The sequence below is a fragment of the Bartonella phoceensis genome, assembly GCF_902825145.1.
Lineage (GTDB): Bacteria > Pseudomonadota > Alphaproteobacteria > Rhizobiales > Rhizobiaceae > Bartonella > Bartonella phoceensis.
This window is the reverse complement of the sequence record NZ_CADEAD010000099.1, coordinates 1-223: the sequence shown is the minus strand read 5'-3', so window position 1 is coordinate 223 and position 223 is coordinate 1. Positions and strand designations below refer to the sequence as shown.

The 223-nt window shown below is 40.8% G+C and carries 1 protein-coding gene; it reads right to left on the bottom strand.

All coding sequences use genetic code 11. The features are described 5' to 3' along the window. A partial coding sequence (locus J7R07_RS08230; RefSeq protein WP_208436356.1) for a hypothetical protein occupies nucleotides 1-223 on the bottom strand: 223 nt, incomplete at both ends.

The window sequence follows — 223 nt, the reverse complement described above, 5'->3', positions numbered from 1 at the left end:
CATCGCCATCAGAACCAATTTCATTAACCTTGAAATCAGGCGCTTTCCATTGGCCATTCTCATACTGAGTACTACCACCAAAATAGTTTGCAACAGTCTTATGGGTTTCAAAAAGCTGAGAACCATTCACAGCATCTGTTGAGACATTACTAATGACACCAGCTTGAAGAGATGTAATCTTGCTTTTGCTCTTTGCGTTATCCGCACCATGAAGAGCTACAAA